24 protein-coding genes are annotated in these 23,297 nt (G+C 47.4%); 6 read left to right on the top strand and 18 right to left on the bottom strand.

From position 1 onward, the window contains the following. Positions 1–238: 238 nt before the first annotated feature. Positions 239–1,420 (top strand): MFS transporter, encoded by a 1,182-nt coding sequence (locus V7R88_RS06945; RefSeq protein WP_057717189.1) that lies wholly within the window; start codon positions 239–241, stop codon positions 1,418–1,420. Positions 1,421–1,623: 203 nt separating this feature from the next. Here the strand turns inward: V7R88_RS06945 and V7R88_RS06940 are convergent, their stop codons facing one another. The 7 genes from V7R88_RS06940 to V7R88_RS06910 form a co-directional block, all read right to left on the bottom strand. Next, the gene (locus V7R88_RS06940; protein WP_054398363.1) at positions 1,624–2,412 is read right to left on the bottom strand and encodes a DUF4931 domain-containing protein; all 789 of its coding nucleotides are present in this window, start codon (positions 2,410–2,412) and stop codon (positions 1,624–1,626) included. An 81-nt stretch (positions 2,413–2,493) separates the two neighbouring features. Further along, on the bottom strand, positions 2,494–2,784 hold the full coding sequence (locus V7R88_RS06935; RefSeq protein ID WP_013355535.1) for an RNA-binding protein: 291 nt from the start codon (positions 2,782–2,784) through the stop codon (positions 2,494–2,496). A 90-nt stretch (positions 2,785–2,874) separates the two neighbouring features. Next, a complete protein-coding gene (locus V7R88_RS06930; protein WP_054398361.1) occupies positions 2,875–3,594 on the bottom strand; it encodes a hypothetical protein in 720 nt (239 codons plus the stop codon). Positions 3,595–3,709: 115 nt separating this feature from the next. Further along, positions 3,710–4,447, bottom strand: a complete 738-nt coding sequence (locus V7R88_RS06925) for a DUF975 family protein (protein ID WP_054398359.1) — start codon at positions 4,445–4,447, stop codon at positions 3,710–3,712. Positions 4,448–4,561: 114 nt separating this feature from the next. Next, complete coding sequence (locus tag V7R88_RS06920; protein ID WP_057717190.1) at positions 4,562–4,996, bottom strand: GNAT family N-acetyltransferase; 435 nt, start codon at positions 4,994–4,996, stop codon at positions 4,562–4,564. Position 4,997: 1 nt separating this feature from the next. Continuing rightward, complete coding sequence (locus V7R88_RS06915; RefSeq protein WP_011101553.1) at positions 4,998–5,867, bottom strand: DegV family protein; 870 nt, start codon at positions 5,865–5,867, stop codon at positions 4,998–5,000. Positions 5,868–5,951: 84 nt separating this feature from the next. Then, positions 5,952–6,374 (bottom strand): MarR family winged helix-turn-helix transcriptional regulator, encoded by a 423-nt coding sequence (locus V7R88_RS06910; protein ID WP_054398353.1) that lies wholly within the window; start codon positions 6,372–6,374, stop codon positions 5,952–5,954. 481 nt (positions 6,375–6,855) lie between these two features. Here V7R88_RS06910 and V7R88_RS06905 point away from each other — a divergent pair, with 481 nt between their 5' ends. Then, positions 6,856–8,562, top strand: coding sequence for an NFACT RNA binding domain-containing protein (locus V7R88_RS06905; protein WP_054398351.1), 1,707 nt, complete (start codon positions 6,856–6,858; stop codon positions 8,560–8,562). 116 nt (positions 8,563–8,678) lie between these two features. Here V7R88_RS06905 and V7R88_RS06900 read toward each other — a convergent pair whose 3' ends face one another. The 3 genes from V7R88_RS06900 to V7R88_RS06890 all read right to left on the bottom strand — a co-directional run bounded on the left by V7R88_RS06900 (position 8,679) and on the right by V7R88_RS06890 (position 11,232). Then, the gene (locus tag V7R88_RS06900; protein WP_057717191.1) at positions 8,679–9,440 is read right to left on the bottom strand and encodes an ABC transporter permease; all 762 of its coding nucleotides are present in this window, start codon (positions 9,438–9,440) and stop codon (positions 8,679–8,681) included. A 12-nt stretch (positions 9,441–9,452) separates the two neighbouring features. Further along, entirely contained in the window at positions 9,453–10,352 is a 900-nt protein-coding gene (locus V7R88_RS06895) for an ABC transporter ATP-binding protein (protein ID WP_057717192.1), read from the bottom strand. Positions 10,353–10,737: 385 nt separating this feature from the next. Next, entirely contained in the window at positions 10,738–11,232 is a 495-nt protein-coding gene (locus tag V7R88_RS06890; RefSeq protein ID WP_060599095.1) for an NUDIX hydrolase, read from the bottom strand. A 202-nt stretch (positions 11,233–11,434) separates the two neighbouring features. Between V7R88_RS06890 and V7R88_RS06885 the strand changes: the two genes are divergently transcribed. From V7R88_RS06885 to V7R88_RS06870, 4 genes are all read left to right on the top strand, one after another. After that, positions 11,435–12,160, top strand: a complete 726-nt coding sequence (locus V7R88_RS06885) for a DUF2087 domain-containing protein (RefSeq protein ID WP_057717193.1) — start codon at positions 11,435–11,437, stop codon at positions 12,158–12,160. A 3-nt stretch (positions 12,161–12,163) separates the two neighbouring features. After that, entirely contained in the window at positions 12,164–12,535 is a 372-nt protein-coding gene (locus tag V7R88_RS06880) for a GIY-YIG nuclease family protein (RefSeq protein WP_003645057.1), read from the top strand. Continuing rightward, positions 12,536–13,204 (top strand): chloramphenicol acetyltransferase, encoded by a 669-nt coding sequence (locus V7R88_RS06875; protein WP_060599094.1) that lies wholly within the window; start codon positions 12,536–12,538, stop codon positions 13,202–13,204. A gap of 565 nt (positions 13,205–13,769) precedes the next feature. Then, positions 13,770–14,180 carry an iron chaperone gene (locus tag V7R88_RS06870; protein WP_057717195.1) on the top strand — a complete coding sequence of 137 codons (411 nt, stop codon included), beginning with the start codon at positions 13,770–13,772 and terminating at the stop codon, positions 14,178–14,180. A gap of 108 nt (positions 14,181–14,288) precedes the next feature. On the opposite strand, the gene V7R88_RS06865 is transcribed toward V7R88_RS06870, so the two are convergent. The 8 genes from V7R88_RS06865 to V7R88_RS06830 form a co-directional block, all read right to left on the bottom strand. Further along, positions 14,289–14,888: a histidine phosphatase family protein gene (locus V7R88_RS06865; protein ID WP_057717196.1), complete on the bottom strand. Its 600-nt coding sequence runs from the start codon at positions 14,886–14,888 to the stop codon at positions 14,289–14,291. A 178-nt stretch (positions 14,889–15,066) separates the two neighbouring features. Next, positions 15,067–17,628 carry an ATP-grasp domain-containing protein gene (locus tag V7R88_RS06860; RefSeq protein ID WP_057717197.1) on the bottom strand — a complete coding sequence of 854 codons (2,562 nt, stop codon included), beginning with the start codon at positions 17,626–17,628 and terminating at the stop codon, positions 15,067–15,069. Continuing rightward, positions 17,625–18,707, bottom strand: coding sequence for a carbamoyl phosphate synthase small subunit (locus V7R88_RS06855; protein WP_003640511.1), 1,083 nt, complete (start codon positions 18,705–18,707; stop codon positions 17,625–17,627). Before V7R88_RS06855 ends, V7R88_RS06860 begins: the two co-directional genes overlap by 4 nt. 34 nt (positions 18,708–18,741) lie before the next feature. Beyond that, complete coding sequence (pyrR, locus tag V7R88_RS06850; RefSeq protein ID WP_057717198.1) at positions 18,742–19,266, bottom strand: bifunctional pyr operon transcriptional regulator/uracil phosphoribosyltransferase PyrR; 525 nt, start codon at positions 19,264–19,266, stop codon at positions 18,742–18,744. 158 nt (positions 19,267–19,424) lie between these two features. Continuing rightward, positions 19,425–20,387: an RluA family pseudouridine synthase gene (locus V7R88_RS06845; RefSeq protein WP_057717199.1), complete on the bottom strand. Its 963-nt coding sequence runs from the start codon at positions 20,385–20,387 to the stop codon at positions 19,425–19,427. Further along, positions 20,368–20,817 carry a signal peptidase II gene (lspA, locus tag V7R88_RS06840; RefSeq protein ID WP_054398332.1) on the bottom strand — a complete coding sequence of 150 codons (450 nt, stop codon included), beginning with the start codon at positions 20,815–20,817 and terminating at the stop codon, positions 20,368–20,370. The genes V7R88_RS06845 and lspA overlap by 20 nt, the downstream gene beginning before the upstream one ends. 324 nt (positions 20,818–21,141) lie before the next feature. After that, complete coding sequence (locus V7R88_RS06835; RefSeq protein ID WP_057717200.1) at positions 21,142–22,797, bottom strand: formate--tetrahydrofolate ligase; 1,656 nt, start codon at positions 22,795–22,797, stop codon at positions 21,142–21,144. A gap of 93 nt (positions 22,798–22,890) precedes the next feature. After that, positions 22,891–23,277: an EbsA family protein gene (locus tag V7R88_RS06830; protein ID WP_003644385.1), complete on the bottom strand. Its 387-nt coding sequence runs from the start codon at positions 23,275–23,277 to the stop codon at positions 22,891–22,893. Between the last annotated feature and the right edge of the window lie 20 nt (positions 23,278–23,297).

Raw genomic sequence — 23,297 nt, 5'->3', positions numbered from 1 at the left:
GATATGGTACTATTATGATATTAAAATGAGATTATTAGAAAGTGGTGAACAACATGGTGGCTAAATCTTTAGCTTGGATCAACCTTAAACGCACGATTTTTGCAGTTATGGTTATGTCAGGGGCGCAGTCTGCCCTTTTTTCCAAGTTGAATGACCACTAGCCATTGCGAAGTCACGAGCAGCTGACGACAATGGGTCGTCTTTTTTTGTCCGCACGTGACCGCTAAAGGAGTCTAATATGTTATCACCACTTACCCGTCGTAACCTCACCCTCAGTTATGGTTATGCGGCCTGTGCTTTTTTTGGCATCAACACCCTCTGGGTAATTTTTTTACAGCAACAAGGCCTATCACTCGTTGAAATTGGGCTCTGCGAAAGTGTGTTTCATCTCACTAGTTTTCTCTCGGAAGTCCCCTCTGGCGTGATCGCCGACCGCTTTGGTTATCGGCCAGTCCTGATCCTTAGTCGCCTGATGGCTATCGGGCACGCCCTCATCATGTTAACCGTTCACAGTCTCGGCTGGTTTCTCCTGGCCTTCATCCTACAGGCTTGGGCGTATAATCTCCAGTCTGGAACGATTGAAGCCGCCCAATATGACAGTCTCGTCACTGCTCAGGCCACGCAACGTTATCCACGCGTTACGACGATTCTCAACACCACGATCGAACTTGCCGATACGTTGGGCGTCGTGTTGGCCGGCTGGTTAATGCCGCAACATCTCACGGTCACCTACTGGGTCTACCTAGTGGCCGCCCTCATCGCCATTCTCGCAATCAGTGGGCTGCACGTCCCCCATCAGTTGACCAATCCGCATGCAGACCAGCCGTCGTTACGAACGATTTTTCGGGTGGCCGCACAACTGTTGGTGACCCAGCGTCGCTTACGATTTTTGATGCTTTTTGACGCGCTCTTTTCGGCACTCGGCACTACTTATTACTATTACTTTCAAACGGTGATGACCGCACAACACTTTAGTGGACCCCTGATCACGACGATTCTCCTTGCCGGTATGGCCCTCAATATCGTGGCGATCCAACTGACACCGTGGCTACAGCGACATCAAACCCAACATCAATTGCTTCACTGGCTCTGCTTAGGCATGATCATGGCCTTGCTGGGTGCGTTTAGTCACTTCATCGGTCTCCTGGTCCTCACCTATTTAGTGATCAATAGCCTAATGGCACTGATTGAACCGCTATTTTCTAACTACTTCAATCAGCTGATTCCAAACGGCCAGCGCGCCACCTTACTGAGCGTTGCTAGCATGGTCTTTAGTTTAGCCATGATTGGCGTCTTTCCTCTGATTGGCTGGCTGATTCAAAGAATTGGCTTTGCCGTTACTTTCGGTAGCTGTGGCCTGCTGACGTTGATTGCCTGGCTCAGTCTCTACGGCTATATCCGGCGCGGGCCAACCCGATGACACGCATTACTGACTGCCTCACTTGCTGCTAACCAAGCGAGGCCCGGCACCTCGTAACTTTTAAATACGGGCTATTTGACCGCGGACATCAACCGCAACTGTAGCACCATTAATCATGGCCATGAACGTTAAAATAAAGGTCCCTAAGAATCGTGTGATTCTTAGGGACCTTGTTCGTCCTTTTGCGGCGACAGACCGCTAAGCTAGTTTGAGCGGACCGGGTTAGCCTGCGCGAACTGTTGCCGAATTTCCTGAGCGATAGCCCGCATTCGCTCAGGTGTATCCGCCTGCGCCAGTCGATAGCCGATATAGTATGGTGAGACGTTAAATAACGGCACTACTTTGGCCACGACCTGGTCACCCTGTGGATAGAAGAACAGGTTATAACTGTCACACCACCCATGAAAATAGGTGTTTAGTGTGTACTGGACCACTTGCTGCACCGCATCCGCGAAAGGGGTAACAGCGGTGATTGGCGCAGCGACGTTGATTTCGACAAATCCCATGATGGGCTGATCAGAAACGGTCACTTGGACCCGGTCGACCGTCAACGCTGGATACCCCGTCAAGTTGGCGGCTGTCACGTTGGCATAGCCATCGACGGCCGTTAAGCCAACGATTTGCATGTGTGGGTGCCGTAAGCTGCCACCCGAATGCGGGCCAAAGCTTTTATAGCACAGCACCGATTGGAACCGGCCACTCGCAATCGTGGCCTGCCAGTGCTTTAATACAAATGCAAAGACAGCGCGATTTTCTACGGGTGAGTAAGTAGCAATATCGCCATCATGGCGGGCGGATTCGATCACGATCGTTTGCCACGTGGCTTGCAAGGTCGGAAATTTATTCAATAGCCAGATACGATCTGCATCTTGCGCGAGAATATCAGTCAACTGGTGCGGCGCGCAAAAAGGACAGGCATTGTGCGGATGCCGGATATTCTCGGGCTTTCCCTTCGCAATGGCCGTATCAAAGATTAGTGGCTGGTTTGGCAAGGTTCCTCAACTTCTTTCATAAAATAAGAAAACGGGTCCGACACACTAATCAGGTGCCGACCCGTTTGCCGCTTATACGCATTAGTTCATTGGTTCTGGTGTATCAGCGCCCGGACCAAATTGGACATCCGCCATCGTGATCCAAACAACAAATTCCGTTGATGCTAGCCGCCAGTACTGCGGGTCCGACGCCGCCGGTAGTGATTGTTCAAAGAGCGCAATTGCCAACGCGTTAGCCGCATTGTCCGCAGCAACTTGGACACTCGCCCCAAAGGTCTGGGCGGCCGGAACGTCTGGAAAACGGACATCCCAGTAGGTGCCTTCATCACGAAAAATGGCTGGATACTTAACTTCCACATAATTGTGATTCAATTTCATCACTCACTTCTTACAATCATTTTAAGGCTATTATACCGAAAACGGTCGCAAAAGCCCAGCTCAAACATCATGATTGCCGTAAAATTAATCAGCTTTTGACACGTGGTACGAGCCATTACTATCCGTCGTGACCTTATAGTTCCCACTGATTGAGTTTTCGCCATAGTCCTTCGCGTCATCTAAATTATCGTATGTCGAGCCGGAGTGACTGCTACTGCTGCTCTTCTCAGTACTCGTTGATGACGTCTCACTCTTTGATGAGCTGCTGGCTGTTGAAGTACTGTGAGAGGTGGCACTACTGGTAGTCGTTTGATGACTGGCCGTCGTGCTATGCGAACTAGCTGTCGTATTAGTGGCAGTTGAACTGCTATACGCACCCGTCGTTTCTGTCCCATCTGTGCTAGTGTCGGCATCCGTACTTTCAGCCGTCGTTTCACTAGTACTTTCACTACTTGAACTTGAATGCTTCTTCTTTTTCTTCGATGTGCTCGATGCTTTCTTCGAAGATGATTTTTTCCGCGCTTTGCTGCTACTTGAGGAACTCGTCGTTTCAACTAAGTCTTGGTTGCTAGCGGCTTTGACAAAGTATACGACCGTTCCCCCGAGCGCAATCACGATTAAAGCCAATAGCCATAACGAAACGTGATGTTTTTTTTGCGGTGACTTAGGTGCTTGCGGTTTCTTTGGATCGTTCGGTTGCTTAGGTGCATGGGATCCCTGCGAACTCGCCTTACGTCCCCGCTTGCCACCCGTAGCCTCTCGCGCTTTTAAGCGTGACATGCGCGTCTGTTTTTGTTCAGGCATTAACTATCGCACTTCCTTTCTTGCTTCCGCCAGTTTACCATATTTTGGCGGGCTTGTCTTAATGCTTAATAAAAGAAACAATATTATTTGTGTCGATTTTTAATATTGAAGTTCATTAATTAATTGCTTGTAAATTATCATAATAGTTGGCAAGCACCCCATAAATATAAGGTGTCAACCATAACTGGCCGATTCCAACCGTTAACATGCTGAGAATTTCCCAACCTAAAAAGCTTAAATGTAACACGAATAACTGCCACTTGTGTCCGTACATCAAATGACGGCTACGGGTGACCGCATCCCGATAGCGGGGACGGGGTTGCCCAGCTGGTGTTGCGGCTAACAAGTCCTTATACACATAAAAAGTCTGTGAATAAGCATACGCCTTAATAATACCTGGAACGACCAATAACAGGCTCCATAAAAAGATGAGCACCGTTTTATAAATAATCAAACCGACCAGCGCCCAGCCATAGTGCTTCGTGAACCCGATCGTTGAGTCGCTGACTGGATGGATCTGGCGTTCTGGTTGACGGACCCAGTCCAACATTGCGTAGCTCGTCCCGATCCGAAAGATTTGAACGACCAGCCAAACACCAACTTGGACCAGTAAAAAGCCGGCCATTACAGCTAAAATCAGCGATATATCAGTACCCGTCAGTGCCCCCAGCTGTTTAAAGGCTGCGCTGTCAGACGTAGAACTGCCCGCTGACATGCGATCTGAATAATTGGCCATCACTCCGAAAATCGTCAATAAGCTAATAATAATACATAATAAGATGGCATCTTTCCAGCGCCCCTTAAAAAGTTGCTTAATTTCAGTTTTAAGTTCGACCCTCGTTTTTTGAATCATTGCTCCACCTCTCCACTACTTGTTTAATCTAGTCCATTTTCCGTGTTTTGCCCCTGTTAGTCAACGCCTAAACCCTAAAAAAGCGCCGGCAAAAAGCCAACGCTACGGGTTGAATCATAATAATTGCTTATGCATAATCACGACGGGGGCACCATCTTCTTCATATGGGCCAGCGGTGACTTGATAACCACACCGTTCGTAAAAACGCTGGGCAGTGAGTTCACCATGAATCTCACCTTGAGTAAAGCCACGTTGCATGGCCCACTCCTCAGCTGCTGTCAATAATTGTCGTCCCCGACCCTGACCACGATAGGCCTTTCGGGTACAGACCCGCCCAAAGCGCATCACGTGGTCAGTTTGTGGTTCTAGGCGTAACGTTGCAACTGGCAAATCTGGTTGCAAATAAAGAACGGCATATTCACGCTGATCGGTATCCTTGACGTCAAATTCAACGTCAGCACTGATCCCACGTTCTTCTACAAATACCGCCTGGCGTAACGCATAGGCGGCTGCTTGATTAGCTGGTGACGTTGAAAAAATAATTTTCATGTTAGTAGGCCTTATCAATGTCTTTCAACCAGGCTAACGCTAATGATTTATCGCCTAAGTGGGCGCCAATGACTGGGCCAAAGTACGTGATATCAATCGGCATGTCTGGATAGATTTGTTGTAACTTTTGTTTCCAATCTTCAGCGGCAGCCAGATTATTGCCCTGAACGATAATTGCTCGCAGCGGATAGTCGACTTTTGACTGGGCTTCAGCAAAGAGGTGCTCAACTCGCGCTAAAGCTTTCTTAGTTGAACGAACTTTCTCAAAGGCGACGATTTCATGGCTCTGATCATCAAAAGTCAACAGTGGCTTGATCCGTAACACGCTCCCAATGAAGGCTGACGCATTCGATAAACGACCACCCCGGACCAGATTTTGCAAATCATCCACGATAAAGTATTCGCCCATCGAGGCCCGCAGATCGTCTAGGCGTGCCAGAATTTCTTCAACACTGTGACCCGCTTTGGCCATCCGCGCGGCCTCAATTGCCAAATAGCCCATCAGACGAACCGTGATCTGGGAGTCATACGGATAAAGTTTGATATTATCGACCATATCTCGCATGTTCATCAAGCTATTATAAAAACCGGAAATCGTGCTAGCAAGATGAATACTGATGACCGCATCATAACCTTGTTCACCCAAGCGGTTATAGAATGCCACCATTTCCCCCACGGGTGGTTGGGACGTACTTGGGAACGACTTAAATGATTTCATATTTGCGTAAAAGTCGGCCGTTTTAATGTCGACACCTTCTTGATACACTTTTCCATCTATAATAACCGGAATCGGCACGACATGAATATCGTTGTCCGCGACCTCTTGCGGTGTCAAATAGCTCGTGCTGTCAGTAACAACAGCAATCTTCATGACTTACACCTACTTCTCATTTAAATAATAACAAATATCATAGCATAAAACTAAGTTATACTCTACCTTCGACCGTTTGGAAAGTCATGGCTCGAGAATTCGGCTAACTGACTTATTTAACCGGTTGAGTAGAATCCGGAGAAGGTTCTGTTCATCTTGGGGCCATTTGTCGAAAACTTCCGCTTCAAACCGTTGATAATCCGCATTAATCGTGGTCAATGCCGCTGTTCCTGCCGGCGTGACCGTGTAAACGAGTTGGCGGCGGTCACGACCAATCGCTTCCTTGCTCAAACGTTCTTTCTTGACTAGGCTAGCCAGTTGCCGACTTAATGTAGATGTATCAAGCTGCATGGCCGTCGCCAATTTTTCTTGCGTATTGGCCCCCGCCGCCAACTGGATCAGTAGTTGCCATTCCGCAACGGTGATTCCTTGGGCCTTAGTAATTTTTTTCAACATGGCAGTTTGCAACTTAGCGGTTTCCGCTAAAGCCGTTAAACTTGACTTCATGACAGTTCATTCCTCTCAACAATAATTCACATCGGTCCATTGTGACTTGATTTATCCCGCCTGATGATTAAAAACGTGCTAAGTTTTTAAACCAAAAAATCAACTGAACTTTGCTGACACACGCCCGCTTCAGCGCAAGCTGACGATTCAGTGCGATTCCATCGTAATTAGCACGCTTTAATCATCATTCATGCGAATAGCAACACCCACAATGAATACATTTGTATTATACAATATAGAGGGCGTAATTACGACTACTTTTTATTTAAAATACCGTTAAAGTAGTTTTTGCATATAACATTTTTAGATTCAAAGCGTTCATCCGCTAATTGTTTGTTTGACAGCCAGCAGCGGCAGCGACTAACTTTATGCGCCAGCGCGGGGCGCTAACTTGTTTTTAACCGTTCAAAAACGGTATACTAGTACCCGGTTAACTGTATTTTTACAGTGATAACGAATATCTTAGAAAGCGAGTGATCACATGTCCTTTGATGGTTTATTTACCCATGCCATGGTCACCGAATTACGCCAAACACTAGTTGGCGGTCGTATTTCAAAAATTAATCAGCCATACCAAAACGAGTTGATTCTGACCATTCGTGCCAACCGGAAGAATCACCCAGTTCTACTATCGGCTGACCCGACGTACCCGCGGATTCAGACAACACAAATCCCTTACGTTAATCCAGCCGTGCCGACGAACTTCGCAATGATGATGCGTAAATATTTACAAGGTGCCATCGTGACCGATGTATCGCAGGTCGCTAACGACCGGGTCGTGCACCTGACCGTGACGACCCGTAACGAACTCGGTGATGCCGAGACATTGACGTTGATTATCGAAATCATGGCGCGACATAGTAACGTGATCCTAGTTGATAATCAGACTGGTAAGATCATTGACGTCATCAAGCATGTCGGTGCGGATCAGAATCGCTACCGACTACTTCTACCAGGCGCGACCTACATCGAGCCCCCCAAGCAAGACAAACAAGACCCCTTTACACCGAATACTGATTTTCACACCTTAGTCACGGATTACCCCAACGAAGACGTGCTGGCAAAACAATTGCAGCAGCATTATCAGGGATTCGGCCGTGATAGCGCGCAACAGTTAGCTGCTGACTTGCATCAGTCTGGCGACCTTGATCACCATTATCAGGCCTTTTTGGCACAGTTTGATCAGCCGCAGGCGACGTTGATCACCTTACCAAATAACAAGACCATGTTTGCCGCGGGGCCGTTTGACCATTTTGGCAAAGCCACGCGCCAGTTCGACTCATTGAGCAGTCTGCTTGATTTCTATTATGCAGACGCAGCCCAACGGGAACGAGTTCAACAACAAGCCGGCAATCTGATTCGGGTGGTCAAAAACAACCTGAAGAAGAATCGCAATAAGCTCAAAAAGTTGGAAAAAACCTTAGCTAACACCAAGCAGGCCGATGAGCTGCGGTTAAAAGGTGAAATCTTAACGACCTATCTACATGAAGTCAAACGTGGGATGACTGAGATCACTTTACCAGACTATTATCACGATAACGCGCCGTTAAAGATTCAACTATCTAATCAGCTCTCGCCTTCCCGGAACGCACAGAAGTATTTTTCACGTTATCAGAAGCAAAAAAATGCCGTTGGCTTCGTTGGTGAGCAGATCAGCTTGACCCAAGCTGAGATTGATTATCTGGACAATATCCAGACCCAAATCGAGCTTGCTAGCCCCGCTGACATCACCGAAATTCGTGAAGAATTGACGCAACAAGGCTACTTAAAGCAACACAAAACTAAGAAAAAGCAGCGCAGTTCACGCAAACCGAGTCAGCCCCAGGAATTTACTGCGAGCGACGGGACACCGATCTTTGTCGGTAAAAACAACCGGCAAAACGATCAATTAACATTGAAAACGGCCCGTAAGAGTGACTATTGGCTGCATACACAAAAGATTCCAGGCTCACACGTCATCATTCATTCAGATGATCCTAGTGACCAAACACTCACCGAAGCTGCGAACCTTGCCGCCTACTTCTCAAAGGCCCGCGATTCAGCAACCGTTCCGGTCGATTACGTCCAAGTTCGCCGAATTCGCAAGCCCAATGGTGCCAAGCCTGGTTTTGTGATCTATGAAGGTCAGAAAACGTTGTACGTTTCTCCCAATGCTGAGCTCGTTGAACAACTGACACCGCACGCGTAAACTAGTTTTAAAGTGCGCGGTGATCAATCATCAACCAACAAAATCGCGCGTCCAAGATGAAATTTCTGGACGCGCGATTTTTAGTATTCACTGGCAGTGCCTCAGACGGTAACGGCTCAAGCTTCCCGCCGCCGAAAGAATAGCAGGCCTAACACTAAGAATAAAATAATGTAAGCGAGATTGCCCCAAAACAACTGGACATCCGTGAGCTTAGTAATTTTACTCAGCGTCGGCAATCCCAACTGGGCCGAAAAGTTGAACATGTTGAGCGGGTTCCACTTGAGCCACGCATACTTCCGGATGAGTGCAATCATAGGAATATTGACCATGCCAAGGACAAAGTAGCCGATGATCCCGACCGCGACTGCTGCGCCAGAACTCTTAAACAGTGCGGCCACTAGCAGCACCAGACTGAGCAGTAGCCACGTATTAAGAAAATCACCACCGACACCAGCCAGCCAATCATGCCAGAACTTGGCCCGCGAAAAGATTGCGAATTTATCATTCACTAAGCAGACTTTGAGTAGAATGGCCAACAGACTGCTACCGATATATAACAGTAGACTGTAAGTTAACAGCACGAGCCACTTACTAACCAAAACGAGTGGCCGTGAATAGCGCTGGGTTAACACGTGCTTGATCGTTCCAAATTGAAATTCCATCGTGATTGTCGTGGCCGCCGCTGCTACCATAAAGAAGACGATGAACTGTTGTGCTTCGAAATTCGCTGTGAACACGGTCTTGGCGGGAAAAATCACTGGCTTGACCCGCGCCAAAATCGCAAAAAGTACGGCGACTGCGGCCAGTATCATTCCGCAGCAAATCGTGGACTTCTTCTTAAATAGTTTCATAAGTTCTTGTCGATACAACGTCATCATAGTCGTCACCCCCTACGCACTGGTCGTCGCCAGCAAGTTTAAAATCGTACTTTCCAGGTCGGCATCCTCGTGCTGAACATCCGTGACCGTCAGTCCGTGACTAGTCAGAACATGGAGCACATCTGCCACCTGATGGTCGGGTGCTAAGTGGACTTTCACAGCCGTGTCGGCAACTACCTGATAACCGGCTGCCACCAGAGCGGCTTTGGCCTGACCGTCATGATCAGTTTTCACGATCACAAAATGGTCAGTCGTCGTTAACAGGGTCGTCATCGTTGTTTTCTCAATAACTTTGCCGTGATCGATAATGACTAAGTCGTCTGCTAACTTTTGCAATTCACTGAGAATGTGACTGGAAATCAAAAATGTGACACCCGCCTGTTTTTGCGCCAAAATAAAATCACGTAACTCCTTAGTACCTTGCGGATCCAAACCATTCATCGGTTCGTCCAGAACAACCAACTGAGGCTGATTCAGGAAAGCCAGGGCGACACCCAGCTTTTGTTTCATCCCCAATGAATAGTGACGCGCTTTTTGATGGATATAGTCCGTCATATTTAGTGCAGACACCACTGCTGCCAATCGTGCTTGAGCATCAGGCCCGTCCGCAAACAACCGTAAATTGTCCCAGCCGCTCATATACGGGTAAAGGCTCGGATACTCGATCAACGACCCGACTGTCGCTAGGATTGGGTGATGATCGAGTTGCATCGTTTCACCTGCGATTTGAATCTCACCATCCGTACTAAGTAACCCTAAAATTGCTTTCATAATTGTCGTTTTTCCAGCGCCATTCGCGCCCACCAGGCCCACGATACGTCCTTGGGCGCATTCAAAACTAACGTCACGCAAAACTGGCTGGTGGCCGTAACTTTTATTCAGATGTTTAACGGTTAGAATTACATCGGTCATTTAAATCCCCTCTCTTTCATGATGGCAAACGTTTTCAAAAACTATCGACACATTGCGCCCCCATTAAATGACAAGTGATCACCATCTCGGAAAAGTCACCATGTGAACGTTACTGAATTATAGCCCGCTATTCAGTTAAATGTTATTTTTTGGCGGCGCACACTAGTATTTTGGTACGGTTAAAACCAACCACAGGAAACATCGATTAACTAACCAATCAAAACCAGCCGACTTTTGCCATGCAGCGCGCACGCTTGTAATCATTGCGTGTGATTATAAGTGAAAAATAAGGTGACTACTAGATCAGCTACATTACCGATCCAGCACTCACCTTATTTTTCACTGTTGTGTTAGTTTTATGGCGCCGTGCCGTGATTTGTTCGGGTCAATAAACCGGATGATCCAGCACCGTCCAGTCCGGGTAGGTTTGATCACTGGGATCAAACTGCCCAGATAACAACACGGCCTTCGCCTTCAAAACTAGCGGTGACGCATTAGCTTCAGTCAACGCATGCAACGGCACCCGTGATGCTCCATGCGAATCTTGACCATCAAAGTTAGCGACATGTTCGGCCAGCTGCCCAGTCGTCCGGGTCACTCGGTAAAAGACCGCCAGATGTTGGTTCATCCGCCACTGCTTGAACTGCCAGGGATACCGAAAACTCGTGATACCCAATTGCGTCAATTCAGTCGGGATTAACCCGGTTTCTTCTTGAATCTCACGGCGAATCGCGGCAAGTAAGGGCTCACCATCGGCCAAACTGCCACCTGGTAAATCGTAGCGATTGGTATAGGGACCACCAAACTTTTTAGTGACGACCAACGCATGTTCATCGCCAATAATCCCATAAACACCAAATGCACGGTGATAAATTTCCATTGTCCCACGTCCTTTCACGTTTAAACAGCGTCGTTAAGCGTAGGCACTAGCTATCTTGGTGTCAAGGTAAATCTCAATGTTTACTATCACAGCAAACATATCAGACAATTTTAAGTTTACTATTTCGATAAACATTAATCTGCCAATTGTGTTTACAAATACAGTAAACAGCCGTATAATCAGTAACATTGGAGGTAGCCTCATGGACTTAACTAGTTTAACGATTGATGATTTAAAACGCGGCTGGCATCAAACAGCCACTGCCCGGTATTGTAATTACTGTGATGCTAGCTGGGAAACGACTACAGCGGCGGCCACGATCGAACAACATTTAACGATCGTCCATGGTGGTATCCAGTCACCACTGATTCACTTAGCGAGTCGCTACAACACTTTAACCACTAAACAGCAAAATTTACTGACTGCTTTTGCGACCGGCATCAAGGATGCCGACTTGGCTAAACAATTTCAATTAGCGGCGGCCACGATTCGACATCAAAAATTTACATTTCGTGAAAAAGCCAAACAAGCTAAATTGTACCTGGCCATCTATCAATCCGTCTTTGAGAGTGGTCAGACGCCTAATGATTTGATTGTCCTGCCAGAACAACCTGGAATTATTGATGACCGCTTTGCGATTACTGAAGACGAAGTGGCCCAAACATTGAAGCAGTACTTCAACTTTGATCATGACCCACTACAATTGAAGCGGTGGCCCAAAAAGCAAAAGACGATCGTCACGATTCTAACGCGGATCATTGATGAAGTACCGATGAACCGACCAATGAACGAAGACGAGCTCAACCACTATTTACGCCCGATTTATTTCGATTACACCACGCTGCGCCGTTACCTGATCGACTACGGCTTCTTAAAGCGTACCGTCGATGGCCGGCAATACTGGCGCACAACTACTAAGGAGGACTGAACCATGCAACCAGTCGAAAAACATCGCTTACAACAAAAATACAAACTTGCCCCAACTTATTACGGCGTCATTCAAATTACCAACGAACGCAATCATAAAATTTGGATTGACACAGTGCCCAATTTACACAACCGCTGGGCCTTTTATCAACTAAATCTCAATAAAAACTTTTACCGGTCCAACCCGTTACAGGCTGATTGGAATCAACAAACTGCCGCTGACTTTTCATATCAAATTCTGTGGCAAAAGGAAACGACCGATGTTACTAATATGCGTGCCACGCTCAAAGCACTCAAAACCAAATGGCTGCACGATTTACAACCATTCGATGACCATGGCTATAATCGGCGCCCTAAAGATTGGAAGGAAAACTAAATGACCACCACTAAACCAAACATGCACGCCGTTGCTATTAATCCTGCAACCTGGCCGCGCCAAACTTATTTTTACTATTTCACCAAGATAGCCCCCAGCGGTTTTAGTCTCACGGTAAATATGGATATTACCGCCACCCTAGCCTGGACTAAAGCCCACCACGTTAAATTCAACGCGGTATATCTATACCTAGTGAGTCGCTTGTTGACCACACATCCCGAAATGCGCATCGGCTATTTGAACGATCAACTGGTGACCTTTGACGTGTTACATCCGTCTTATACGATCTTACACGCTGACCGGACAATGGCCAATTTATGGACGACTTACGACACCGATTTTGAAACGTTCTATCAACACTATTTAGCAGACCAAGCTGAATTTAGTGCACTTCCAGGACCCATGCCGAAAACACCACAAACACCTAATCTGGTTAATATCGGCTGTCTTCCAGGAGTCCACTTTAGTAGCTACACGCCCCTCCCATTCAAACCACTAGATAGTTTCTTTCCAATCTTTCAGGCTGGCCAGTTTAAGAAGGACGCTGACAAAACAATCATGCCGCTAAGCATTACGGTCAATCATGCCACCATTGATGGCGATCATCTCAGTCGTTTTTTTAATGAACTCCAGTCATGTTGGGAACAACCAACACAATACTTAGCCTAACCATATAGTTAAGGCCCGTTATGTGCATTTGTTATCCAGCTTAAACACCGCTCGTCAGGTCTTTTTTGAAGCGAATGAGTCACTAGCTTAATCAGTGTTATTTACCGGTGTTTGTTCGTTCATCAGATTGCGCCTTTCTTCAAGCAACCACACCGTAACCGCTGTCCAAGTAGTGCCGGCCCTCGCCAGTACAATTCTAAGAAATTCTTATGTTAGCCTTATGAAAACGCAGTAGTTGAGTCTGCTTCAAATGGGTAAACTAAAGACATTAATTAAGAAAGGAACTGATGTCTATGCGTCATTCACAAGTCTTAACGATCACGGTGAAACAACCGCGGCCTCGGAGTGCTGATCCAGCTGTCATTTATAGAGTCGATCACCATCCTTACTGGCATTGGAACCTAACGAACTAATAAAAAACGAACCGTGCACTGAATCGTAGTGGGCTCAAATGCGCGGTATTAAAAATAATCCCGTTTGATCAGCCGTGTGGACCACCTGATCAAACGGGATTATTTTTGATTGCAAGTACCCTGGGTATCCGGTACACTGAAGCCATCAATGAATGGAGGAAATGCCAATGGCCGAGTACCTTGACGCTGACCTAGCCGTTTTAACACCGTACCTGGAAAAACTAGGTGCAACACCCCACCGCGCCCAACTGATTACCTTACTCAACTGGGTACACACGACTTTTCCACAACTCAAGGCACGGGTCGCCTGGAATCAACCGATGTTTACTGACCACAACACATTTATCATTGGGTTCAGTACCGCCAAGGATCATCTGAACATTGCACTTGAATCACACACTTTGGATAGCTATCGTAGCGCAATCACAGCTACTGGTGATAAAGCCACCAAAATGTTATGGCAAATCGCTTTCGACGCGCCAATCAATCACAAGCTACTTACCGAAATTATCCAATATAACATAGATACCAAACAAGCCATGACCACCTTTTGGCGCCCTTGATACACCGCGCTCACAATCCCACTTTCATAACTGATTCGGGTCGTGAGCGCTTTTTAGTGTCTAGAATCAGACTGGTTATCAACACACTTGGCGCTAGTTGACATAATTTTAATTTTTATCAGTTGCGGCCAAATTAATGATTTTTTCAAAGGTGAAGTGGCCCGCGTCATACTGGTACTTGATGACTGCGCAGTTATGTAACACGATACCTTGCCGCTCAATTTCGTCCATTGAAAGCCATTGCCGCAAAAACATGAAGCTAGCCCCACCGTGACTGACCGCCAACACCTGCTGATGATCCGGACGGGCCATCACCGCCGTCAACGTTTTGACAACGCGTTCTTGGACCTGCAAATCACTTTCGCCACCGTACTGACAGAAAAAGTCACCATGACTGCGGCGTACGGGGTCCGGTTTTGGATTTAACACTTCCGACTCACCTTCGAAAACGCCAAAGTTCCACTCTTTGATACCCTTTAAACGCTCATAAGGTTGCTTGGTCACTAATTCTAGCGTGTCACTAGCCCGTTCCTGCGTCGAGCTGTACGCATGATCAAACGTAATCCCTTGCGCCTGAAAATACGCGCCCACGCGTTGAGCATCCGCAATTCCTTTGGGTGTCAGCGGCGAGTCACACGCCCCCTGAATCTTCTTCAGCCGATTAAAAAGTGTTTCACCATGCCGCATCATATATAACGTCTTTGCCAATTTAACTAACCTGCCTTTAATTTGTCTTTAGATAAGCATACCATAAATGAAAGCGCTATTTAAAGCGCCCTAGAAATTAGCCAGCCAAAGCCTACTTCTGCCTACGAACGCGCAAAAAAGCACAGCCAGACTAAAATCTAGTTGTGCTTTAAATGGCGCTATTGCTCAAAAGTTCGGCCTAAAAATCCGTATCCTCATTTCCCTGATTCAACGCTGTCAACGCCGCCTTTAACGTGTCGCCATGTGCAATCACCGTGCCGGTAGCGTGACCCGGTTCACCGGTGGCTTCCACCTCATCATAAATTTGTAAATGATTGTAGGGAAATGTATTTGCCTGAACATAGACTGGCTTTAGCCGGTTAACATCCGGATAGTCGTACATCACCTTAGTCAGTGCTTCGCCTAATTTTACGTGAAGTAATAAGCGGGTCACGCTCGACCCACTGGCCTTACTGATTAACGCCATCGTAGCAATGCTCATCGGTTCAATCGTAGCAAGTTGCAAAGCCGTATCAGCAATTGCTAACCGAACTGTATAGAGCCCGGGCGCACCCATGGCGAGCACTCGTTGCTTGATTTCAGCGTGTAAAGCTGTAATTGCCTGATTTTCCGCCTTATCACGAATCGGAAATACTTGGACCGCACCACGGACATTGCCACGCAGGTTATTGCCCGCAATAATCTCACTCACGCCAAAAATCGTGACATCCGTGCCATCGGTAATCACCTCGACGGCGGGCGAATCGTTGGTCTTGATCTGCTCGCGCGGCAAGCTATTGTTGATTTGGATCACTTGATAGCCATCCTGTACTAACTTCTGGCCCAGCCGGTAATCATGATAGGTGGTAAAAACGATCAGCGGCTTTTCAATCGCTAAGACGTTTAAAATATCCGAATACTGTTTAGGTTCAACGTAACGTTTTTGGGCCAATCGCGGCGTCATCGCCACACTATTAGGGTTAGCGTTGATCAAAACAGGCTCATAATCAGCCTTTTTCAAGTAGAACAACAGTTGTGAGACCAAATAGTCGTTCCCATGGTTGGTTCCGATCCGGTTAGCACCCGTGCCAATGACAACGACTCGCCGACCAGTAGACGGTTGACTTTCGTTATCAAATTCGTACGTGGAGTAATAAGTACTCGTCTGCTCAGTAAATTCCCCGGCAGTCGGTTCGACCTCCTTAAAAGTCGGTTGAATTTCATTTTCCAACGCAAAGTTGCGAACCTTAGCCACATCTGTTTGCCAGGCAGCGGCCGCATCTTCATCGGTAAAGCCAAAATATTTGGCTCGGCCCAGCGCGTGGACGTCAAACGGCCGTTCACGCAAGGCGCGTTCAATTTCTAAAATATGACTCAGTTTATAAAAGTAAAAAGCATCAATCTTGGTTAGCTCGGCTAATTCATCGATTTGATAACCACGATTCAGGGCTTCAAGTAAAATCAGCATGCGCCCAGCTTGCGGATGAATCAACCGTTGGATCAGTTCACCCTCCGAATAGTTCTGGGGTCGATTAGCAATCACGTGATAGCGAGATTCGTCCGTAGACCGCAACCCCTTCAACAAGGCTTCTTCCGTTGAACGACCAATACCAATCACTGAGCCTGTCGATTCCGTCACGGTGTCTAGTTGATGACTAACTTTCTTCAACACATTGAACGGCCAAACTGGTATCCGGCAAACAATATGATCTAAAACGGGTTCAATTAAAGCTGTTTGTTTACGGTAGGCGCCGGGCAGTTTGACCTCTGCCAAACTTATCCCGACCATTAGATTACCAACAACTTGTGCTAACGGATACTCGGTTGCCCGCGCGGCTAACGCCATCGTCCGATCAAAGTACGGTGTCACTTTAATCACGTAATAGTTTTGCGTGGTCGGATCAAGTGCAAATTGAACGTGACAAGAGCCGGTCAAATGTAACTTGCGCATGATCTTAAGTGTCGCTGAGCGAAACTGTTGGTATTCTTGATCCGTAATCGTTTGCGTTGGGGCAAAAACGATCGAATCAGCGGAGTGAATCCCAACTGGATCAAAATTCTCCATCCCACTGACTAATAGCGCGGTGTCCTTCTGATCACGGACGGCCACAAATTCGAGTTCTTTATAGCCGACGATACTCTGTTCGACAATACATTGTTTGGTCCCTGAAACTTTGAATCCCATTGCTAGGGCCCGTTGCAGTTCGTCTTCATCTTCACATAGTTGGCGACTCGCTTCGATTCGGGGTGCGACCGACTTGACGATCACTGGAAAACCGACGTGGCGCACCACGGCCATCGCCTCAGTCGTGCTAGCCACCACTTGTGAGGCAATCACGGGTTCACCCATATCTTTCAACCGGTTGCTCATCAGCGCTGGGTTGACGATCATGTCGACCACGTCTTGATCCCACTGTAGCAACTTCACGTGATTATTTTTTAACACATTGTTGCGAATCAACCCTTGAATTAGGGTGACTGTTTGGACGCCACCAAGTGAAGGAATGAGGCCATCAGGCTGTTCAGTTTCAATAATTTTGGATAGTGCGGCGACGGTCAGTGGTTCCAAATAAACCTTGTCAGCAAACCGATTTTCAGCCGCCACGGAGTAAGCATTGTTATCGACGAGGACGACAGCAATGCCCAGACGCCGAATTGCCGCACCGATTTGGGTCACCGCGGCATCGTGTTGCCCCTCACGGCCAATATCATTATGCCCAGCGCCGATAATCAACACTTTTTGTAAGGCTTGATTGTTCACCAGATTGGCCCCCTTGCTTGTTGCATCGACTCAACAAATTCATCAAAAATATCGCGCGTTTCAGTCGGACCAGGAGCGCCATCTGGGAAAAATTGCACTGAAAACGCTGGAAAGTCCCGTAGACGCAGTCCTTGAATCGTCCCATCGATCAAGTCAACAAATGTCGTGATCAACTTATTACGATCAACAGTATCCGCATCTACCGCGAACCCCTGGCCCTGAGCTGCATAAATAATTTGGTTCGTGATTACTTCACGAATCGGATGATTAGCCCCATGATGTTCAGGTGATAATTTCATAATTTGGGCGCCATTGGCCATCGCAAATAGTTCGTGGCCCAGTCCGATGGCAAACAGCGGCACCCGATTTTGAATGTTCTTGATCATCTCAGTCACACTGGCTGGTAAGTCCTGCGGTTTGCCCGGCCCAGTCGATAGAATGACGCCGTCCGGGTCTAAGTTTAAAATTTCCTCAGTCGTTGCCGTATAAGGTAAGACCGTGACGTTACAAGCACGCTTACTAAGCTCGCGTAAAATCCCGTGTTTGAGGCCAAAGTCGATGACCACGACATTGAGCCCCGTCCCCGGATTAGGAAATGGTTTCGGTGTTGCGACCGCTGCCACCTGTTGATTAGTCAGCACGGTCGCACCCAATTGATCAAAGGCATGGGCATCTGCAACGTCTACGATACTGGCTTTCATCGGGCCACTTGCTCGGAGTTGCTTCGCTAAGTGCCGTGTATCAATATGGCTGATGCCAGGAATATTTTGTTGCTTTAAATATTGATCCAGTGACCAGCGCCGCTGCCGGTTGGTCGAAATGCTAGCGACATCCCGAACGACGACCCCCTTAACGGTCGGTAAAATTGATTCGTAGCTATCATGGTTGATTCCATAGCTCCCAATGGTCGGCTGCGTAAAAGCAACGATTTGGTTATGATAAATTTGATTAGTAATAATTTCTTGATAGCCCGTCATACTCGTGTTGACGACGATTTCTCCGGTAGAAACCGCTGGCGAGCCAAAGCCTTCACCTAAATAGGCGCTGCCATCTTCAAGAATCAAATAGCGGTCTGCCATTGCGATCCCTTCTCATCTGTTTGACTTTGTCGTACTAGTTAATAATTTCAATACCATCGTGACCGTCGATTTCACTGACCGTCACTTTGATGCGTTCTTGACGCGCGGTGGGAATGTTGCGACCAATAAAATCAGCGCGGATCGGCAATTCGCGGTGACCACGATCGACTAGCACCGCCAAGGCAATGCTCTGGGGCCGACCGCCACCCATTAAGGCGTCTAAAGCCGCGCGAATCGTTCGGCCGGTAAATAGAACGTCATCAACTAAAATGACCCGCTTATCCGCCACCGAAAACGTTAACTGATAGTCGGTTGAAAGCCGTGCTTGATCCAGTGGCTGATCATCACGAAATGCCGTGATGTCCAACTCGCCAACTGGAATCGCAGTACCTTCAAGCTGTTGTAATTGGGCTGCAATCCGCTGCGCAATATAGACGCCGCGGGTTTTAACGCCCACTAAGACGACATTTTTAATGCCTTTGTTCTGTTCGATAATTTCATAGGTGATCCGGGTCAATGCCCGTTTCATCGCCATTGAATCAACAACTTCTTTTTGCATAATTGCCTCCCAATTTGTGGTTATCGCTTTTTTGAGCAACCCGTATGACAAAGAAAGACGGCCGGACAAGGTGTCACGGCCGTCGACGAAAAGTTATTGTTAACAGTTTGCCTTTCAGTCTCGCAGGGCCGGATTAAAGGACGCTCATTACTGTTAGATTAATGATTCCCATCGGTTTTGTCAAGCTTAGCCAAGGTTGTAGTAAAAATTGGTGGTAGTGGTGCTTCAAAGGTTAATAATTCACCCGTTACGGGGTGCTTGAATCCCAATAGCTTGGCGTGCAAAAACTGACCGTGCCCCTTAATCGTCTTTTTAGGGCCATACAGGGGATCGCCCACTAGCGGATGCCCAATAGATTGTAAATGAACGCGGATTTGATGCGTACGACCAGTCTCCAACCGGCAACTAATCAAAGTGTAGTGCTGATAACGTTTCAGTACTTTAAAATGAGTAACTGCTGGTCGCCCAGTCTTAACGATGGCTTGCTTTTTGCGATCCTTCGGTGACCGGCCGAGTGGGGCATTAATTGTCCCCGTGTCCTCTTTGATCACCCCGTGAACGAGTGCGACGTATTCTCGCAAGTTAGTTTTCGCCTTCAGCTGGGCCGCCAACGATTGGTGAGCCCGGTCATTCTTTGCGACCATCAATAATCCGGACGTATCTTTATCGATGCGATGAACGATTCCGGGCCGAAACTCACCGTTAATCGTCGACAACGGACTATGATACAGTAAGGCATTCACCAAGGTATGGTTAGGGTGCCCAGGAGCTGGATGCACGACCATTCCCTGGGGTTTGTTGACAACTAAGACATCATCGTCTTCATAAACAATGTCTAATGGAATGTTTTCTGGCTCAATCGTTGTTTGTTGAACCGTCTGTGCGGCAACGACAATTTCGTCACCTGGTTTGACGTGATACTTGCTCGCCTCGAGTTGACCATTGACCGTCACCTGATCCGTTTTGATCAGCTTATCAACTTGCGACCGCGTCCAGACCGACTGTAGTGCCGCTAACACTTTATCCAAGCGCCCTGTTTGGTCAGTAATCGTGAATTGTTGTTCCGTGGTCGCTCCTGCCACGTTATCAGCTCCCTGTAACTTATTTTTCAAAACTATCATCCCGCAGCACGCCGATCAAGATAAAAATGACGCCCACGGTTAAACATGAATCCGCAAAGTTAAAAATTGGAAAATTAATAAAATCAAGTTGGAACATATCGACGACGTACCCAATACGTAACCGGTCAATGAAATTCCCCAAAGTTCCCGCAATCATCAGTGAAATACCAACCTCATATAGCCATTTGCCACGTAAGCGCCACAGCAAGTAGCCCATCACGATCAAGGCAATCACTGAAATCAAGTAGAAGAACCACATCTTGCCTTCTAAGATACTCCAAGCAGCCCCGTTATTATGTAAATTCGTGAGTGATAATAACCCGGTAACAATACTCGTACTGGCACCCAACGCAATATGACTCACAATCGCTGCTTTGATAACCTGGTCAATAACGACCAGCGCTACCATTAAAATTAAATAGATCCACATATTCTGTCCTCACATTTCGCTAAGCTGTGTTTAATTATACCAAAAGACGTCGTCCTTGTACGAAACTCCGGCAGGAAAAGCGCGGTTTTTATTGCAGACTTAATAACTAAGCACCTTTCGGGTATCCTCCCAAAAGCATCGGCACCTGATTAACCATCCCCCAGTTGAAGCAACGAGCCTGATGATCGGTTGCACTGCTAAGCGAGTTAGTCATCATCGGCAGGGCACAAATTAAGCCTGCGTGATTGATTCGCTGCCGCGGTCTGCCAAAAACACCGCAAATAAAAAGTCGACCCCAACTGGCATCGACTTATCGGTCAAGTATTAGAACAAACCTGAGATTTTTCCATCATCGCTAATGTCCATATCGAGTGCGGCCGGATGTTTTGGCAGCCCCGGCATCGTCAGCACATTCCCAGTCAAGGCGACAATGAAGCCGGCACCTAACTTCGGCACAAATTCACGAACATTGATTGTGAATCCGGTTGGTGCGCCGAGACGTTTGGGATCATCGCTCAACGAATATTGCGTCTTCGCCATGCAGACTGGCAAGTGATCCCACCCTTGCTTGGCAAACGTTCTCAATTGGCGCTGAGCCTTCGCCGAATATTCGACGTTGGCCCCACCATACGTCTTAGTGACAATATCGTTGATTTTGGTCTTGAGATCCGCATCCGCTGCTGACAACGGTTGAAAGTGACTTGGTTGCGCACATAGATCAACCACTGCGCTGGCTAAGTCGGTTGCCCCGTCACCCCCACGACCCCAGACATCAGCCAAGACTGCATCGACGCCAAGGTCGGCACAATAGTCTTTGACGGCTTGGATTTCGGCGTCAGTGTCGGCCGTAAATTCGTTGATGGCCACCACGACTGGCACCCCATAACGTTGCATGGCATGGATATGATGTCCTAAATTAGCCGCACCGGCTTTCAAGGCCGCCACATTTTCGGTTGCCAAATCTTGCAAAGCCACGCCACCATGTAACTTTAAAGCCCGAATCGTCGCCACGATTACCACGGCATTGGGCGCTTGTCCGACCGCTGGCACGTTAATATCCATGAATTTCTGACCACCCAAATCAGCACCGAAGCCCGCCTCGGTTACCGTATAGTCGGCTAGATTCAATCCGGCTTGTGTGGCAAGTACACTGTTACAACCATGCGCGATATTGGCGAACGGACCACCATGAACGAGTGCCGGGGTATGCGCCAGGGTTTGAACTAAATTTGGACGTAACGCGTCTTTCAAAAGTAACGTGATCGCGCCACCGACGTTCAAATCAGCAACTGTCACTGGTTGACGGTCATGTGTGTAGCCAATTACAATTCGATTAACACGTTGTTTCAAGTCCGCGATATTTTCTGAAAGACAGAGAATGGCCATCAGTTCACTCGCGACGGTAATGTCAAACCCATCTTCACGAGGTACACCCGACGTTGCACCACCAAGGCCAATCACCGTATGCCGGAGCGCCCGATCATTAATATCCAACGCGCGCTTCCATTGAATTCGACGCTGATCGATACCCAACTGGTTACCTTGTTGAATATGGTTGTCAATTAAGGCCGCGAGCGTGTTGTTCGCAGCCGTCAGGGCATGCATGTCGCCGGTGAAGTGCAAATTGATATCTTCCATTGGAATCACTTGTGAGTACCCGCCACCAGTGGCGCCACCCTTCATCCCCATAACTGGTCCTAATGAAGGTTCCCGCAATGCAATCATCGTTGACTTGCCAATCTTAGTCAACGCGTCACCTAACCCAATAGTCACGGTTGACTTTCCTTCACCAGCAGGCGTCGGGTTAATCGACGTTACTAAAATAAGGTTGCGTTGAGTTTTCTTAACTGGTAACGGTAATTTAAGTTTAGCCTTCGTGCTCCCATATTGGTCGATCTGGTCAACCGTCAAGCCCGCTTTAGCCGCAATCGCCGTAATCGGTTCTGGTGTCACTTGCTGTGCAATTTCAATATCCTTCATCAATTCTCCGCCCTTCTGTTTTTACTTACTCCATTATAACAATTTTCCTGAAATTATGAACATTATTTGTATATTGATTGTTTTTATTCGTATCTATCGACTGGTTGCCAGGTCAATCAACTGATTGCGCGCCTTTTTCAACATCAAAAACCGATATTGATTACCATCGATTTGAACTTTCAACCCACCGCGTATCGGGACGATCAATTCGAGTTGATCACGGGGAATCACCAGCCAAGAATGGTTCAAGACCGTGCTAAAAATAATGAGGTTATGATTAATTGTTACGCGCCGCAAGCTGATTTGAATCGCGACCAAGGCAATAAAGAGCGCCGCAATGACGAGTAACCACCACTTAAACTTCAAGATTTCTAGCCACAAAATAATCCCCGCCATCAATACTAGTGCCGTCCACGACCAGACGATCACACTTGACGCTAGCATTGGTTGGTATTTAAAGGTATGCTTATCGTTATTCACAGTACAAAATTCCTTTCACA

Source organism: Lactiplantibacillus argentoratensis (assembly GCF_037290055.1).
GTDB classification, from domain to species: Bacteria; Bacillota; Bacilli; order Lactobacillales; family Lactobacillaceae; genus Lactiplantibacillus; species Lactiplantibacillus plantarum.
Note: the sequence above shows the minus strand (reverse complement) of the source record. Positions and strands in the feature narration are given on the sequence as shown.

What these genes read in the sequence shown, in the direction of transcription:
- V7R88_RS06945 (WP_057717189.1), top strand. Translation starts at nt 239, where the DNA reads ATGTTATCACCACTTACCCGTCGTAACCTCACCCTCAGTTATGGTTAT.
- V7R88_RS06930 (WP_054398361.1), bottom strand. Translation starts at nt 3,594, where the DNA reads ATGCCTGAACAAAAACAGACGCGCATGTCACGCTTAAAAGCGCGAGAG.
- V7R88_RS06925 (WP_054398359.1), bottom strand. Translation starts at nt 4,447, where the DNA reads ATGATTCAAAAAACGAGGGTCGAACTTAAAACTGAAATTAAGCAACTT.
- V7R88_RS06920 (WP_057717190.1), bottom strand. Translation starts at nt 4,996, where the DNA reads ATGAAAATTATTTTTTCAACGTCACCAGCTAATCAAGCAGCCGCCTAT.
- V7R88_RS06915 (WP_011101553.1), bottom strand. Translation starts at nt 5,867, where the DNA reads ATGAAGATTGCTGTTGTTACTGACAGCACGAGCTATTTGACACCGCAA.
- V7R88_RS06910 (WP_054398353.1), bottom strand. Translation starts at nt 6,374, where the DNA reads ATGAAGTCAAGTTTAACGGCTTTAGCGGAAACCGCTAAGTTGCAAACT.
- V7R88_RS06905 (WP_054398351.1), top strand. Translation starts at nt 6,856, where the DNA reads ATGTCCTTTGATGGTTTATTTACCCATGCCATGGTCACCGAATTACGC.
- V7R88_RS06900 (WP_057717191.1), bottom strand. Translation starts at nt 9,440, where the DNA reads ATGATGACGTTGTATCGACAAGAACTTATGAAACTATTTAAGAAGAAG.
- V7R88_RS06895 (WP_057717192.1), bottom strand. Translation starts at nt 10,352, where the DNA reads ATGACCGATGTAATTCTAACCGTTAAACATCTGAATAAAAGTTACGGC.
- V7R88_RS06890 (WP_060599095.1), bottom strand. Translation starts at nt 11,232, where the DNA reads ATGGAAATTTATCACCGTGCATTTGGTGTTTATGGGATTATTGGCGAT.
- V7R88_RS06885 (WP_057717193.1), top strand. Translation starts at nt 11,435, where the DNA reads ATGGACTTAACTAGTTTAACGATTGATGATTTAAAACGCGGCTGGCAT.
- V7R88_RS06880 (WP_003645057.1), top strand. Translation starts at nt 12,164, where the DNA reads ATGCAACCAGTCGAAAAACATCGCTTACAACAAAAATACAAACTTGCC.
- V7R88_RS06875 (WP_060599094.1), top strand. Translation starts at nt 12,536, where the DNA reads ATGACCACCACTAAACCAAACATGCACGCCGTTGCTATTAATCCTGCA.
- V7R88_RS06870 (WP_057717195.1), top strand. Translation starts at nt 13,770, where the DNA reads ATGGAGGAAATGCCAATGGCCGAGTACCTTGACGCTGACCTAGCCGTT.
- V7R88_RS06855 (WP_003640511.1), bottom strand. Translation starts at nt 18,707, where the DNA reads ATGGCAGACCGCTATTTGATTCTTGAAGATGGCAGCGCCTATTTAGGT.
- pyrR (WP_057717198.1), bottom strand. Translation starts at nt 19,266, where the DNA reads ATGCAAAAAGAAGTTGTTGATTCAATGGCGATGAAACGGGCATTGACC.
- V7R88_RS06845 (WP_057717199.1), bottom strand. Translation starts at nt 20,387, where the DNA reads ATGATAGTTTTGAAAAATAAGTTACAGGGAGCTGATAACGTGGCAGGA.
- lspA (WP_054398332.1), bottom strand. Translation starts at nt 20,817, where the DNA reads ATGTGGATCTATTTAATTTTAATGGTAGCGCTGGTCGTTATTGACCAG.
- V7R88_RS06835 (WP_057717200.1), bottom strand. Translation starts at nt 22,797, where the DNA reads ATGAAGGATATTGAAATTGCACAGCAAGTGACACCAGAACCGATTACG.